This window comes from Paenibacillus catalpae (genome assembly GCF_900112695.1).
GTDB classification, from domain to species: domain Bacteria; phylum Bacillota; class Bacilli; order Paenibacillales; family Paenibacillaceae; genus Pristimantibacillus; species Pristimantibacillus catalpae.
Genome location: NZ_FOMT01000004.1, coordinates 454718 through 469424 on the forward strand (window position 1 = coordinate 454718; position 14707 = coordinate 469424).

Annotated in this window: 13 protein-coding genes; all 13 read right to left on the minus strand. The window is 51.3% G+C overall.

Annotated features, from left to right (window positions below; translation table 11 throughout):
• Positions 1-53 precede the first annotated feature (53 nt).
• The 13 genes from BM200_RS19830 to BM200_RS19885 all read right to left on the minus strand — a co-directional run bounded on the left by BM200_RS19830 (position 54) and on the right by BM200_RS19885 (position 14640).
• On the minus strand, positions 54-731 hold the full coding sequence (locus BM200_RS19830) for an SOS response-associated peptidase (RefSeq protein ID WP_091188378.1): 678 nt from the start codon (positions 729-731) through the stop codon (positions 54-56).
• 176 nt (positions 732-907) lie between these two features.
• Positions 908-1759 carry an AraC family transcriptional regulator gene (locus tag BM200_RS19835; RefSeq protein WP_091188379.1) on the minus strand — a complete coding sequence of 284 codons (852 nt, stop codon included), beginning with the start codon at positions 1757-1759 and terminating at the stop codon, positions 908-910.
• A gap of 201 nt (positions 1760-1960) precedes the next feature.
• A complete protein-coding gene (locus tag BM200_RS19840; protein ID WP_091188380.1) occupies positions 1961-2743 on the minus strand; it encodes a hypothetical protein in 783 nt (260 codons plus the stop codon).
• 29 nt (positions 2744-2772) lie between these two features.
• Complete coding sequence (locus BM200_RS19845) at positions 2773-3222, minus strand: flavodoxin (RefSeq protein ID WP_091188381.1); 450 nt, start codon at positions 3220-3222, stop codon at positions 2773-2775.
• A gap of 105 nt (positions 3223-3327) precedes the next feature.
• Positions 3328-4179, minus strand: a complete 852-nt coding sequence (locus tag BM200_RS19850) for a hypothetical protein (RefSeq protein ID WP_091188382.1) — start codon at positions 4177-4179, stop codon at positions 3328-3330.
• A gap of 39 nt (positions 4180-4218) precedes the next feature.
• A complete protein-coding gene (locus tag BM200_RS30065) occupies positions 4219-4380 on the minus strand; it encodes a hypothetical protein (protein WP_175532933.1) in 162 nt (53 codons plus the stop codon).
• A 710-nt stretch (positions 4381-5090) separates the two neighbouring features.
• A complete protein-coding gene (locus BM200_RS19855; RefSeq protein WP_091188383.1) occupies positions 5091-6485 on the minus strand; it encodes a glycoside hydrolase family 30 protein in 1395 nt (464 codons plus the stop codon).
• 27 nt (positions 6486-6512) lie between these two features.
• Entirely contained in the window at positions 6513-7973 is a 1461-nt protein-coding gene (locus BM200_RS19860; RefSeq protein ID WP_091188384.1) for a glycoside hydrolase family 30 protein, read from the minus strand.
• Positions 7960-9942 (minus strand): glycoside hydrolase family 2 TIM barrel-domain containing protein, encoded by a 1983-nt coding sequence (locus tag BM200_RS19865; protein ID WP_091188385.1) that lies wholly within the window; start codon positions 9940-9942, stop codon positions 7960-7962. Before BM200_RS19865 ends, BM200_RS19860 begins: the two co-directional genes overlap by 14 nt.
• Before the next feature lie 111 nt (positions 9943-10053).
• Positions 10054-11652 (minus strand): extracellular solute-binding protein, encoded by a 1599-nt coding sequence (locus BM200_RS19870; RefSeq protein WP_091188386.1) that lies wholly within the window; start codon positions 11650-11652, stop codon positions 10054-10056.
• Between the two features lie 60 nt (positions 11653-11712).
• Positions 11713-12600, minus strand: coding sequence for a carbohydrate ABC transporter permease (locus BM200_RS19875; protein WP_091188387.1), 888 nt, complete (start codon positions 12598-12600; stop codon positions 11713-11715).
• A gap of 12 nt (positions 12601-12612) precedes the next feature.
• Positions 12613-13524 (minus strand): ABC transporter permease, encoded by a 912-nt coding sequence (locus tag BM200_RS19880; RefSeq protein ID WP_091188388.1) that lies wholly within the window; start codon positions 13522-13524, stop codon positions 12613-12615.
• Between the two features lie 72 nt (positions 13525-13596).
• On the minus strand, positions 13597-14640 hold the full coding sequence (locus BM200_RS19885; RefSeq protein WP_091188389.1) for a LacI family DNA-binding transcriptional regulator: 1044 nt from the start codon (positions 14638-14640) through the stop codon (positions 13597-13599).
• Positions 14641-14707: the final 67 nt, after the last annotated feature.

Below are 14707 nucleotides of genomic sequence, written 5' to 3' on the forward strand. Positions count from 1 at the left end.
AAACAAAGGGACTGTCCCCAAAGCCATCGGCTTATGGGGATCAGTCCCTTTCTCTATTTCCATGCAAAATCCGGACGGATCTCCCGGATGCAGTCCGGCGACTCATAAGCTTCGTCGTTTACCGCATTCGTTACCGGATACGCTCTCATGCGATAGCTGTCCATCGGCTCCAGGTGCTTGCGCAGCGAACGGAAATCCGAAATACGCGGGTTGAGCCAATCCTCCATGCCCTCTTCATCCATAATAACCGGCACATTAGGCTGCCATTGCGACATCGTTCCGGTTGCCGGAGCCGTAATCATCGTAAACGCGCGCACCTCTTGCCCGCTGTAATTCCGCCATACGTCGAAGAAGCCCGCGATCCCAAACACTCTGCTGTTCGGTACGACGATATGCATCGCACGCGAATCCTTCTCTTTTTCACCCTTCTGCCAACCGAAGAACCCGCTGCAAGGCACCACACACCGCTGCTTGCGCAGCATCCGCTCGAAGAAAGGCTTGCTCGACAGCATCGAGCTGTCCGCATTTACCGAATCCTTCGCCCAGAACGGGAAAAGCCCCCATCTCGCATCGTGCATGGTCCGGAGCCCCCACCGGTCGTTCATGACGATCGATACCGTCTGCGTCGGCGCCACATTAAACCGGTTCGTATAGCAGTTAATCAGCTGCTCCACCTTAAAAGCCTCAATCATATCTCCAACATCTGCGGTAATGGAATAACGTTCAATCATGTAAGATAACCCCCTGCGCTTTTTTACCACAATAGACTCGACTTCAGTCGAAACTGAGGTTCGATTTGGCGATAAAACCTACCTATATACACGGTCGCCCATCTTCGAGAGGACTCGATAGTGGTTTTATCACCAAGTATTCGCTTAAGCGCAGGATGATTATGCGTTCATTTCCATTAATTCGTGAATCGTTTGCGGAATTTGAGCGGCGGCATGCCGGTCTGCGCGGCAAAAAGCCTTGAAAAATGCGGTGTCTGCCGGAATCCGGTCTCCTCCGCCACCCTTGCGATCGGCCAGTCCGTCTTGATCAGCAGCAGCTTCGCCTGGTCCAGCCGGTAATACAGCAAATACTGCTGCGGCGTGCAGCCGAACACCTCGGTCATGCAGCGGGTAATGTAATTCGTATGCAGCTGAAGCGCTTCGCTCAGCATCGTATTCGTAATGATGCTCCGGTAGTTCATTTTCAAATAAGCGGCAGCGCGTTCTGCAACCGAGACCCCTGCCTTCGCCGCATCCGAGCGCCAGCCCTCATCGAGCATCTGCAGCAAATGGAGAAAACGCTGCTGCCGCTCCCAGAAGGCGCCATGCGAAGAGCTTTGCGCCGCTTCATGCAGCTGGGAGAACAGAAGCTTCGCTTCGTCCGGGAACGATAAATGCATTTTTTTCGGCAGGCGAATGGCATAGGTGTAATAATCCCCGCGAAGCGAACCGTTCTGGCTCCCCTCCGTCTCCTCCCAGGCTCCAACCGTCTGAAAATGCACCCAGTCAAATACGGTCTCCTCCTGGCAGGGCTTATACGAGTAGTGCCAGCGGTCCGGCCTCAGAATGAGCACGTCCCCTGCATTTAATGTCCAACGGTTCCCTTCCTCAGCAATATAAAGCGAGCCCTGCTGGACAAAAAGCAGATCAAATACGCCAAGATTTGTCCGGTTCGGATGCTCTTCCCCCGCATGATAGGTTCTCCGATTCGATTCTATGAAAAATGGCAGCGGCGGCGACCGAAAGGTCAGCAGCATTTCCTCCGACACAATAAACCTCTCCTTGTTGTCTCAATATGTGTGTATGTATGCAAAAAATTGATAAAAGCTATTGCCATGTTACCGAAATCAGTGCCATTTGTCTACATTATTCGACAGTATCAATCTATGAAAAAACCTCTATCGAAAACAAGCTAGTGCTCTATAAAAATAAGCCCTATTCCTCATATAGAAGAATAGGGCTGTCTGATCTTACATCATAATAGCTTCCGCCTCTGCTGCCGGGCTTACACACTCTTCAAGAAACGGGCAGCGGCTGCATTCCGCTGATCCTTGAACCTTGCGAAGCTGCTGCCCTGGCTCTGAGGCGGCCTCCTGCATTAAGCTTGCGGCAAGCCTCATATAGTCCTGGGACTGTTCAAGTGTCTCCTTTGTCGGGTACACGATGCGCAGATTGCCGGTTAAGACAGGCAGCACCTCAATCCTTACCGGCAGCCGGCCAAATGCGCTGAAGCAAAAAACGGCCGTCAAATGCTGGAACAAGGTGATGATGTCCTCCTCCTCATCCACGATATATTTTCGCACGATGTAATCGGAAGGCTCACCGCTCTCGCTGCCAAGCACAAGCTGAAAAATTTGCGTCAGCTCCACCTGAAGCTCCGGCACAAATACTTGATGTTGCTCGAATACTATCATTGGAACAGAAGATAATTCCGTCATTAACAAGGGATTAAGACCGTTAATCAGTTGCTGCTTAATGGACCAGTAATGCTCGGGCGATTCAAACTTGGTCACCTTGTTGGTCCACCATTGCTCCAGCATGTCCGGGATAGAGAGCTTGCTCCGCTCCTTCTCGGGCGTCATATAAAAAGCATTCACCACATGGCTGACAGCCAGCTGGGCAAGCTGCATCCAATTGACCTCTGCCTTGGCTGATGGCCCGGCCCCCTGCCGTTTGACGTACCGGTAAGGACATCTCAGAAACTCCTCCAGCTTATAATCTTCAATTACCGTCCCTTTCGCCGCAGTGCTCAAGCCGGCCGCCTCCTCATGGATTACAGGATCTAATTCACCGCCGGTACTTTGCCCGCAACCAGCCGTCCGACCTCTTTACATTGTTTGATCTCATCTGCCGAAGGAGTGAATTCAACCTTCACGCCAGCTGCCACCAGTTGAGCGCCTAACGCCTTCAGCTTTTCCTCGATCGTATCAACAGCTCCGCAGAAGATCGGGTAAGAGGTATCTCCGGAACCAAAGACAACCGCTTTTCGCCCATTCAAATCCAGCTTGCCCAGCGCTTCATAGAAATCTATAAATTCATCGGGCAGTTCGCCGTCTCCCCATGTGTACGCTCCGATGGCGATGCCGTCATATTGGTCAAGCTCGGATGCTTCCGCATCATACGCATCTCTGAGAACCACTTCCGCGCCTGTTTCTCTTGCGCCGGCGGCAATGGCTTCCGCCATTTCCTCCGTATTCCCCGTCAAGCTAGCATAAGCCACAATGACTTTCATGTGTACCTCCTAAAATGAATTGCGAAGCATGGGCTAAAATGAATTGGCACCGTAAATGGTAGTATTCGTAACCTTTTGTGATAATTCATGCTGTGCCGTTTCCGCTTATATATCCAAATATTGAATGCCTTGAAATAAGGTCGCCATATACAATCTGCCATCACGTAATTCCACATCCGTAACCGGAAAACCAAGCTTTACCGACAGCAGCATGATCCTACCGTGAATCATGCTGAGCCTGAATAAGCCGTGATCGGTGCACGCATACGTATCAATGCCAATCGAGACAACGGAGAAAATAAATTTGCCTCCGAAGCGGACCCGCTCGAAACGGCCTCTTTTATCCCCGACCAGCAGCTCGCCCTTATCGCTTGCTCCGATCAGATGCCCGCGGTAGACCGACAGGCTTGTTACCGCCCGGTTTAATTCGAATTCCGCCCATTCATCCATAAACCGGTCATAGAGCGCGATGCCGCTCTCATGGCCAACCACGAGATATTGCGGCAGATTCATGAAATCAAACACTTTTTTATCCGGGCAGGCGAACTTTTGCCACTCTCCGCGGATTTCCGCCCATAACCCGTATTCCGTTGCCGCATAGCCGATTCCGCCAAGCAGCCGGTATTGGAAGCATGGGACAGCCAGCCCCGTGTCTACCCATTCATCATCCTCATACATAAACAGACCTTCGCTCGTACAGGCATGCAAAATGCCGCTATGCAGCTGAAGCTTGTTAACACTTGCCTGAGCCGGTAATCCCACGGCCAGCTTATGCCACTCCCCAACTTCGTCAATCTCGTATACACCATAGCCGACGGAAGCAGCAATAATCGACTCCTGGCTTACTTTGACGGAGGAGAAAGGAAACAGCATCCAATTCCACGGCTTTCCTTCGTGATTGATCTTATTAGCCGTATTTCCCGGGTGACCGTTCTGATTAAAGCGACCTTCCTTCATACCATTCACCAGCTCCAATGCTATGTAATGCCCGCAGGCTTACTTGTTTTGTTCTTTCCGTTCATGTTCTGCTTCGTGAACAAGAATGGACTCGACCGTCCATAGGTTAGTTTCCCGCTCTTCCTGCTCCGTCTGACGGACAGGCCTGCTTTGCATCATGGATCGCTTCTTCTTCACAACCATTTCATACAACAAACCCAACGCTCGAACCTCCCTTTATGCTAAGCCCGGGCCTTCCGCCCGGTTAGTCATCTGACTTAAGCTGTTCATCTGCTCGAACTTGGCTGTTATCAGCTAACAGGATTCGCCTTGCTCCTGTCGATTGGTCGTCAAAGCTTGCCCTCTATTTATTGATAATGATTATCAGTTTCGTTAATAACATGATAACTATTCTCAATGGCACTGTCAACTGTACCCAAGTCCCTATTCGTCGGTATCCTTTCTTAGTCTTTAATGGCATGGACGGCTGCAACGGATTCGACACGAGTAGCAGCCATGCCTATAGCATGACTGCCCTCTCGCAATTGCTTTGCGTAATGTTACAATGTATGCCCGCTCCCGCCAAAATATCTGTCATCCTGACAATTTTTACGAAAACTTGTCAGCTTCGGAATGGAGCAAGCAGCTCTCCTTGCACTGGATTCAATACAACCTAATCACTCTCATTCGTGCGCTTATGTAGGCTATGTTGGATTCTATCCATTAGATTTCTTTAAAATTAGCCTGCTGCTCCCGTTTGGATGATTCCGCTGGACGATATCCAGCGTAGAGCTGGTTACTTGACCTCGGTGCACCATTATGCTGGATAAAGTACAGTCTGCTGCAGGAAGCAAGGTAGAGAATAGCCAGCCTCACATACAAAAAAAACCGTTCCTGAACCGAAAGGTTCAAGAACGGTCTAATTCCTCATCTTACTGCCAGCGGTACGTGCCGACGGTTCCGGCCGGGAGCGAGGCAATGAACTGCTTGCCTTCGCACAGCACGCGGAACGGCTGTTCTTCATTCGTCTGGTTGATGACAACCATTACGATTGTGCCGTCCGGATTGCGGAACGCGACATTGGTCACCGTATCCGGCGAGCCGCAGGTGCTGCCGATCCGATACGCGCCACGCTTGACGAAACGGGAGTACTGCGCAAGCAGGTTAAACTCCGGCGTCCGCCAGAAGCGGTTAGGCTCCGCAGCATCCTGTACAAACATCGTCGGACCCGGCTGTCCGAGCCATTGATGGGTGCTGATCTTGCTGTCCAGCATCGTCACCCATGCATTGTAGCTGCAAGCATAGTTGCGGAAGTACTGCGCCATCCGGTCCGCACCGGCGGTACCCCACAGCGAACGCTCGGTCAGATAGATTGGCTTATCCGGATATGCCGCATGAATCTCGCTCATAACATTCGGCGAGCCGTCGTAGTCATGAAGAGCGATGCCGTCAACGGCCTCATAGCCTTCCGGGTCATTCAGGATTGGCGTTACATAACCCATCGCATCCGCAAAGTTATGGTCGAAGATCCACAGCTCCGTCGTAAGACCATGCTCCTCGAACTCCCGCTTCAGGGCAATCGCCAGCTCGCGCTGACGTTCAGGCGACATATAGCAGCTTGGATAGTCGGTCTCGAGAAGCGGCTCGTTCTGCAGCGTCATCGCGCAGACCGGAATACCATGCTCCTCATAGGCTTGAATAGCCAGACGGTAATATTTCGCCAGAGCTTCGGTATACGCGGCGCCTTCCTTCAGGCTTCCCCGCTTCAAATCGCCGTTTGTCTTCATCCAGGCCGGCGGGCTCCAGGGCGATGCAAAAATCTTCGCGTCGGGAACGGCCTTCAGCAGCGCTTGAACCGTCTCTACAATCGACAAGTCGATATCCTTCTGAATGGAGAAATGCTTCAGCTCGAAGTCGGTTTCCCCTTCAGGAAGATCATTGTACGTATAGAACGGCTGAGCGGTGAAATCCGAGGTCCCGATCGTAATCCGGAACAGATTAAACCCAAGACCGTTTTCCTTGTCAGCCAGCTGCTGAATAAAGCTTGCGCGAGCAGCAGGATCCATCTTCAAAAGGTTGTTAATCGTGGTCTCTTCAACAGAAGTACCAATACCCAGCATCTGCTGATACTTGTGGGCAGGCGTTACAAGAATGGTCGTCAGATCCGAGACGGAAGGAGCGGTTAACGCCAGCTTCGGCTGCAGGCTTAACGCATAGGCAGGTTCTGCCGGCCCTTCGAACCAGCGGGTATTTCCAGGGGTCATTTCCGAGCTAAGCCATGCTTCAACTTCTTGAGTCGTTACTGCAGTGTTTAGTAATGTAGACATTCCGTTTCCTCCTTTATCCCTTTTCCCTTATTGCTTGCTGCTGCCCGATCCAGGCCATACAAAGGTTGCCGCAGCGCCGGCAGGCATCGTGTAGGCAAAGGCTTGACTGCCGATCCTAACTTTCAGTTCCTTATCCTCGCCAGCCGCATTAAGCGCGACAAGCACGATAGAGCCGTCCGGGTTCTTGAAGGCAACCTGCTCCATCTCTCCGCTCACGGACTCGCCGGATTCAATCCGGTAGGCACCGGTTTTCACGAATTTGCTGGCATGGCCAAACGAATAGTATTCCGAGTTAAAAGTCACATCTCCGGAGCCTTGGTTAATCGTGACGACACCCATGCAGTCTTTACAGCCGCCAATCGTCGGGCCGTAATTCTCATCAAGCGCAAGGTTCCACTTCAGGACCACCTTCGACCAGTTGCGGGTTGCGCCAATAATCAGATTTTCCATATCCCATTTCAGGTTGCCGCCGAAGTCCGTCGACCACGCTCCGCCGCTGCTCTCGGTGAAATAGAGATTCTTATCCGGGTACGCTTCATGCACCTGCGCCTGATTGCCAACCTCTCCCGCATATCCGTGGAAGGCTGTGCCGTCCACATACTTCAATGCTTCCGGGTCGTTCAGAATCGTAAGCGGATAATACGGCTCATCCCAGTTATGATCCCAGATGACAATCTTGGACTTGATGTTGTTCTTCTCAAAAGCAGGACCGATATAGTTCTTGATCAGCTCGCCCTGCTCGACCGGCTCCATCCGCATACCCGGATAGTCCTCCGGCGTATAATGCGGTTCGTTCTGAAGCGTGACCGCGTCAAATGGAACGCCTTCTGCCTCGTAAGCCTGAACCATTTTCACAAAATAATTCGCAAACGGCTCATAAGCATCAGGCTTCAGGCTCCCGCCAATAACGGAATCGCTAGTCTTCATCCAGCCCGGCGCGCTCCATGGACTGCCCATCAGCTTCAAATCCGGGTTAATCGCAAGCGCCTGCTGAAGCGTCGGAATAATATATTCCTTATCATGAGCGATGGAGAAGTTCTTCAGCTCCGGATCGCTCTCGCCAGCCGGCATATCATTAAAGGTATAGTTCTTCACGGCAAAATCCGAAGCGCCAAGCGGCACGCGCATATAACTGATGCCAATACCCGCCTCATGATCAAACAGCTTGTTCATCAGCTCTTCCCGCTGCTCGTCATTCAGTTTGTTTGCAATCAGCCAAGCCGAGGAATCCGTTAACGATGCTCCAAAACCGTCCATCTGCTGATAGACCTTCTGATCATCGATGGTGATGACATTTTCTTCCGATCCCTTTGCTTTGGTCAGCTTCAGGCTATCCTCCTGCTGCAGCAGCTTGCTCTGATCCGGCGTCGTCAGCCACACCTGAACCTGCCCTGGACCGTCAGCAGAGCTGCCCGAATTGCCGCTGCAGGCCGCCGTGAGTAAGGTCACGAGCAGAACGGGAAGCATCACGGCATTAATTCTTCTCATTAACGGCCTCCTCCAGCTTCTGGCCAAAGCCGCCATGATGACGGGTAATGAGCCCGTATTCGCGGCGAATGAGCGAAGCAACCGGCTTCTCGGTCTTGCGGTCCATATGAATAATGCCAAACGTATCAATCCAGTTGTTGTGGTTCACGTACCAGTCATACATAATCCAGAAGTCGATCCCGGCGACATAGCCGTCCGGATTGTCCTCTCCTTCGGCATTCAATGTCCCCTTCTCCATTAAAGCCCGCATGGTCTCTTCATATGTGACCACCTGCTCGCCCTCCTTACCGCCGGAGGACCAATGCCCAAACTCGGTATTCAGAATCGGCTTGTCAGGGAAAATGCGATGCGCTTCCTCAAGGTACCGGCGAGTGCCTTCGTAGTACGTTCCGCCATGGAAAATGCCAAAATACATGGTCCAAGCCGCCACATCAAGCGGCGCCATCGACGGATCATGCGGACCTGGCTGGTCAGCAGCCGAGCTCTGCGTAAGCAGGCGGCCGTCGTTGTAGTTCTCTCTCAGGTCCCTTACCAGACGCTCATTATAAGCGAGGCGCAGCCATACATCCTTGGATTCGTTTTGCGTACTCCACATCAGAACCGACGGACGGTTGTACTGGGAGAACACCATCTCCCGCCACATTTGATCGGCAAGACGCTTTTCATCCTGCGCTTCGTAATGCTCCGTCTCAAACTGCCAGAGCGGAATCTCGCTCATCGCCATCAGTCCCATCCGGTCCAGCAGCAAATACGTGTACACATGGTTCGGATAATGCCCCGTTCTAACCATGTTGACGTTCAGCGCGCGAATCTGTTCAAGATCCGATCGAATCCGATCCCAAGCCGCGGTCCGGCCCGTATCCGGCCATTCCTCATGACGGGCGATTCCAGCCATAAAGACGGACTGCTCATTGAGCAAAATTCTCGTCTTATCGGTCCGCACGGTCCGAATGCCGAATTGAGTGCTGAACGAATCCTGCTTCAGAGTCGTTGTGCCTGCCGCCGTTAGCGTAAAGGTCGCCACATACAAGTTAGGCTGCCAGACCGACCACAGCTTTGGATCAATAACGGTTACTTCGAACCGAGCAACCATCACCTCACCAGGCTGCAAGGTCAACTCCCTGTTCATTGGCTTATCCGTAACTGCAGGTACACCGGTAAGCGAGGATGCCAGCGGTGAGTCCAGGAAATGAGGGCCTTCGGGGTCCGCTTCAAGCAGACTGCCTTCCAGTCCTACCTGAACCGCATCGTTCCCCCGGTTATGCAGCACGACCTTCACATCCAGCTTGCCGTTCACATCCTGCGGGACTATGTCCGCCCGGACGATCGCAGCTTGAGGGGTGATTTCAATATAAAGATCATGAATAATGCCCGTATAGTTGAAGAAGTCTGTTCCCGCAACAGCCGGAATCGTATCCTTGCGGCTTCCCCACGGCGGATTGTCGACACGGATGCGGATCTCATTGTCCCCTGTGCGCAAGCAGCCCGTTATATCAAAGGCAAAAGGCGTAAATCCGCCTTCATGGCAGCCAAGCCACTGCCCGTTCACCCAAATATCCGCGACGTAACTGATGCCAAGCGCCTTAAGCGTGTAGGCATATCCATCGTTTTTGCTTGCAAGGGTAAACGCTCTGCGGTACCAGACTCCGTCTTCATACGTTTCCGCCGCATTCGCTTCAGGCAATCCGGTTAAGGTATTCTCCGGTGAAGGAACGGCGTGAGGCTGCCACTGCTCAAGCGCATCGCCGCGCAAGTAGTCCCCTTCCCGTTGCTCCAGCTCGGACAGCCAGCCTTCGCTCCGCGGTGACAGCGAGAAATCATGATTCATTGCCAGGCGGCGCTTGTGCCACTCGCCGTTCAAAGCGATTTTCGCTCTTGTCTGCGGTTCGAAGGAAGGTACCGGAATCCCGTTCTGGAACGGAATATTTACACCATTAATAGCTTCCAGCGTTAAGGTTGTCTTCAGCATGATGTCTCTCCTATCTCTCTTTTTTGGTATAAAAAAAGGGGATGAGGACGAATGCGCACGCCGATCCCTACGCACAGGTCACTTACATCCCCCTTGGTCATGCAATGCCTATTATTTAATTCCTTGTGCATCAAATGTTTTGTTTGCTTGCTCTTGCACATATTTCAGTACATCGTTTACGCCAGCTGCTTCCAGCTGTTTGCGGTAAGTCGCGATCGCCTTATCCACGTCTGGTACAAGACCCATCATCAGAGGCATACCATACTGCTGGATAACGGAGTTAACAGCCGCTTGCTGCGATTTCACGGGAGCATAGTCCATGATAACTTGAGCGAAGATATTAGGCTTGCTTTGCGATTTGAACTCTTCAAGCAGAGCGTCGAAGCCTTCCCATCCGCCAGCTTGCTTCTTGCGTTCCATCGACTCAACGCGCACGCCCCAGGTTGCGATATCATAGCCAACGAAGCCTTTAGCTTCTACGCCCGCAGGAGGTGTAACGATATGCTTGCCGTCAGCATCCATCGAGTAGTGAGTGCCCTCAATACCGTAGTTGAACAGGTCATAATACTTCGGATCATTGCGCAGTTTGTCCAGTACCATCAGGGAACGCTCTGCGTTTGGCGCGCTCTTCGGAATAGCCATTGCATTGTTAACCGACAAAGTTGGCGTCGTCAGGCCGTGGAAACGGCTGAACGGGAAGTAGTTCATTTTGATGTCCGGATTGGAAGACTGCAGACCTGTAATGAAGCCGCCCGCGCCGGGAGCATTACGCCAGTATACCGCGCCTTGACCTGTTTTGATGGCATCGCCGGCTTCTTTTTGGTCAGACAACGTATCCGATTTCCAGAAGCCTTTCTCTGCCCAAGTCTTCATCTTCTTCACCCACTCTTCGAACTCCGGAGTGAATGGATAAGCTACGATATCACGCGGAGTGTCGTACGATTTGGATACGATGACACCGCTGTCGCCGCCGATTTGCTGATAGCCCTGGAAGGCTTTGAACATCGTAAACACTTCGTTGTAGGCTTTGCCGTTGATCGGCGTTACGCCTTTTGATTTCTTCACGCCGTCAAGGTAAGCCTCGATGGAGTTAACGTCCGTGATTTCAGGGAGACCAAGCTCTTGTCTCCAGTCGTCGCGGTATACAATGCCGTCCGGTGTATATTCCGGATAAGTTGCCGGAACCGCGTAGATTTTATCGTTAACGGTTGCTTCTTTCCAGTCTTGCTCCGATATGCTGCTCCAGGTTGCAGGAGCATAAGTTGGCAAGAGATCATTCAGAGGCATGAATGCGCCTTGGTTTGCGAATTTATAAAAGTCCGCCCATGAGGACGCGAAGATCATATCAATTTTCTCGCCGGAAGCAAGCAGCAGGTTGTATTTCGTCTGCCAGTCGGTCCAAGTTGTGAAGTTCAGCTTAATGGTTGTGTTCAGATCTTGCTGGAGCATTTTGTTCAGCTCGGCCGTAACCTTTGCCTGGTCTTTCGCAGGATCGCCGAGCAGATACCAGGTCAATTCAACCTTCTTGGAAGTATCCGGTGTTTTGGCATCAGCTTTGTTGTTGGAACCCGTGTTTGCGCTGGCTTCAGCATTCGTGCCTGTATTCGAATTCGTATTCGAATTGTTGCCCGACCCGCAGGCTGCAAGCATACTTGCCATAATAGCCGTTGAAACGAGCAGCGTGCCCATTGTTTTTATCTTTCTTTTCATGCTTGATGACTCCTCCTTTTATTTAGTAAACCTGTATGTTAGCCGGCCCTTTGGCCGGTTCTAACCTTTCACGGCGCCGATCGTCAGGCCTTTAACGAAGAAGCGCTGAACGAACGGGTACAAAAATACGATAGGACCGGTTGCGATAACGGCTGCTGCCATCTTGAGCGTTTCTGCGGGCGGCTGGAAGTCTGGCGACAGGTTGCCTGCCACGTTCGTCTTGAGAACAGCTGCGCTCGCGAGAATCTTGTACAGCAGGAATTGCAGCGGATAATGGGTTTCGCTTGTAATGAACAAGTTCGCCATAAACCAGTCATTCCAGTAGCCAAGGGCCATGAACAAGCCGATGGTGGCAAGACCGGGACCGGAAAGCGGAAGAATCAATTTCATGTAAATCGTAAATTCGCCTGCTCCGTCAATTTTGGCTGATTCGACGATCGAATCCGGTATCGATTTCATGAAGTTCTTCATCAGGATGATATTCCATGCGCTAAGGAGTGTCGGAACGATCAATGCCATATAGGTATCTTTCATATCCAGATGTTTGGTAATCAGGATGTACCATGGAATCAGGCCGCCGCTGAACAGCGTCGTGAAGTAGATGAAAAAGGACAGCTGATCCCGGTACTTGAAGTCTTTGCGGGAAAGCACGAAGCCCGCCATGGAAGTCAGGAACAACCCGACTGCCGTACCAACGACCGTGATAAAGATCGTCACTTTGTAGCCGTCAAAAATTTGCTTCGGATTGCTGAAAGCTGCCTTATAAGCATCCAGGGAGAATGTCTCCGGGATCAGGCTGAAGCCCTTGGATATAATCTGCATCTCCGGCGTGAACGAACCGGAGACGATCAGAAGGAAGGGCAGCAGGCACAGCACGGTCAAGACGGTAATCAACACGTAACCAATGATGTTAAAGACGATTGTTGCGCTTTCCATTTTAATTTTCATGCGATCCCCCTCCTAGAACAGTGCGTAGTCCTTCTGCACCTTCCGAATAATATAGTTAACCAGAATAATTAAGACAAAGCCGAACAGCGACTGATAAAGACCGGCTGCCGTACCCATGCCGATATCGAAGTTAACCGCAAGCGAGCGGTATACGTACGTATCGATAATGTCTGTCGAGTTGTAAAGCATGCCGTTGTTGCCGATGATTTGATAGAACAGGTCGAACTGGCCTTTCAGGATGCCGCCGAGGCTAAGCAGGATCAGCAGAATGAACGTAGGTACAAGCAGCGGAAGCGTAATATGCCTAACCCGCTTGAAGATGTTCGCTCCGTCGATCTTCGCTGCTTCGTGGTATTCATCGCTGATGCTCATAATCGCAGCCAGGTAGATTACCGTACCGTACCCGAGACCCTTCCACACATGGAAGAAGACGATGATGTATTTCCACGGCGCGGTATGCAGGTAGAAGTCATAAGGCTGCAAGCCCATCGACGTCAGCATCGTGTTCACGACGCCCGCGTTCGAGAAAAGGTTAAATACGAAAGCGCCTACAAGGACGAACGATACGAAGAACGGCAGGAACATAATGGACTGCGTCGATTTCTTGAACCATTTGCCCGGCAGCTCGCTCAGGAAGATTGCGCATGCCAGCTGCAGCAGATTACTGATGATAATGAAGGCGATGTTGTAGAGCACTGTATTTTTTGTCAGATTCCACAAAACACCCGAGTTGAACAGAAATTCAAAGTTCTTGAACCCGATGAATTCACCGCCGAACAACCCTCCGTCAAAGCTGAACCGGGTGAAAGCGTAGTAGACCCCCACCATCGGGACGTAGGCAAAGACAATAAAGAATAGCAAGGCAGGCGCAATCATGAGGAATAAAATCCTATTCCGTACGAGCTCCTGGAAAAAACCTTTCATACCGGCATTCCTCCGTGACATCAAAATAAACGTTGAATGTAATCGATTTCTTTTTCCTTCAAAATAAAAGGCTTACTTCGTTGCTTGCTGGCTGTCATTCTCGCGGGTTCTCGCAAAGATCGAGGATTCCCGGATAAGCAGCTTGGATTCCACCTTAAAAATCCGTTTGTCCTTAAACTCATTGTTGTTCATCTGGTCGATCAGCTTCTCCGCGAGCAGCGCCCCCATCGTGTATTTCGGCTGATCCACCGTGCTTAGGCGAGGTGCAATGTACTTCGTAAGCCGGATGTTATCTACGCCAACAACCGCCAGCTGCTGAGGGATTTGAATCGAAAGCTGCTTGCAGGCTTTGTATACGCCAAGCGCCATTTCGTCATTCGCTGTAAAGATCGCTGTAAAATCGGCATTCTTCTCGCGAAGCCTCATGAAGCTGTGGTAACCGCCGTCCTCATTGAAATCTCCGTTATCGATGAGATCCGGAATGAAGGGCATTCCTGCATCTCGAAGCGCTTTCATGTAACCTTCAAGACGTTCGTAGCTGTCAATGGCATCCGCATATCCGCTCAGGAACGCGATCTTCTCGTGCCCCTGCTCAATCAGATGATTCACAACATCCCTGGCCATCTTCACGTTATCCGTGAAGGCGCATGGAATCTGTTCATGCTCGATGTTTCTCCCAATTACCCCAACACTGTAGCCATCCTCCACCAGCCCGATAATTTCCTTGTTGGTCATCTCGGGGGTAACGAAAATCATGCCGTCTACGGTACGGTTCTGCAGCAGCGAAACATACTCCAGTTCCTTCTGCTTCTTGTTCTGCGCATCACAGATAATGACGTTGTAGTCTAGGGAATTCGCCATATTCTCGATCCCTTTAATAATCTCGGCGAAATACGAAACTTCAATGTCCGCAACAACAACGCCAATCTTCATCGTTTTCTTGGACCGGAGATTCTTGGCCATCGCATTTGGAGTATAATTCATCTCTTGAATGGCTTCGAGCACCCGCTTCTTCGTCTTCTCGCTAACCAGCTCGCTTCGATTCAGCACTCTCGATACTGTCGCTACGGATACTTTCGCCCGGTTCGCTACGTCAATGATCTTGCTATCATTCATTGCATCACTTTCTTTTTGCCTGACTTATATACACCGATATTAGCATGGACTGAAATCGATTTCAATA